Here is a 948-nt window from a genome sequence, read left to right as displayed (position 1 = left end):
TGCTCGAGTTGCTCGCGCAACATCGCTGCCTCGCGGCGTAGTTGCTCCAACTCGGCCTCGTCGCCGCTGGACATGTCTGATTCGTGCGGTGTTCCGAAAGCTTCAGAACGCTCTGAGCTACCCATCTTGCGCTCCTTTCCCACACCGAATTGGTGCGGCGGATACTTCAAAGCTACCGGCGATTGCCGATTGATGTGCGGAGTCAAATACCCACGAAAAGTTAAGATTTTCGTCACGCTGGTAATCTCGGCCACTAATCGTGATGATCGAAAGGGCCTCAGGAGGTGCCAGCGTGACCGCAAAAAGCCTCGCCACAGGCTCGACTCGCGTCGCCGTCGTCGCCCCCTCCGCCGGTGTGACTTCCGTTGCACCCATCGGCCAGACCTTAGCGACACCCTTCGTTCGCGAAGCGGCCAGAGGCGTCTAGCCGGCCGACCGACTGGATGCACCGGCCACTGCCCGTAGCGCTGAGCGCCGCCGCCGCCTTGGCGGCGGTCGGACTCGCGGCATGTTCGTCGCCGCACCCGAATACCGGTTCGTCGGCCACGTCTTCGCTCCCACCGGCCACCTCGAGCCAGGTTGCCGCGCCCAACACGGCTCCCCTGCCGCCGCCCGAGGCCCTCACCGACGTGCTCACGCGGCTCGCCGACCCGAACGTTCCGGGTGCCAGCAAGGTGAATCTGGTGGAGGGCGCGAAGCCGGAGAGCGCGGTCACCCTGGACAAATTCACCAACGCCCTGCGCGACAACGGCTATCTGCCGATGACTTTCAACGCGAACGACATCGCGTGGTCGGACAAGAATCCGTCGAACGTGAAGGCCACCATCGCCGTTCACACCGCCCAGGCCAACAACGCCAACTTCACCTTCCCGATGGAGTTCACCCCCTTCCAGGGCGGCTGGCAACTATCGCGACACACCGCCGAAATGCTGTTGGCGCTGGGAAAGT

General features: G+C 63.6%; 2 protein-coding genes. One reads left to right on the top strand and one right to left on the bottom strand.

Annotated features, from left to right (window positions below; all coding sequences use genetic code 11):
• Positions 1-170: hypothetical protein (locus A5624_RS29095; protein ID WP_231999944.1), on the bottom strand; the 170-nt coding region annotated here is incomplete at its 3' end.
• Between the two features lie 273 nt (positions 171-443).
• Here A5624_RS29095 and A5624_RS14865 point away from each other — a divergent pair.
• A partial coding sequence (locus A5624_RS14865) for a hypothetical protein (RefSeq protein WP_066867407.1) occupies positions 444-948 on the top strand: 505 nt, incomplete at its 3' end.

The sequence above is a fragment of the Mycobacterium sp. 1482292.6 genome (assembly GCF_001672995.1).
In the GTDB taxonomy this organism is placed as follows: Bacteria; Actinomycetota; Actinomycetes; order Mycobacteriales; family Mycobacteriaceae; genus Mycobacterium; species Mycobacterium europaeum_A.
Note: the sequence above shows the minus strand (reverse complement) of the source record. Positions and strands in the feature narration are given on the sequence as shown.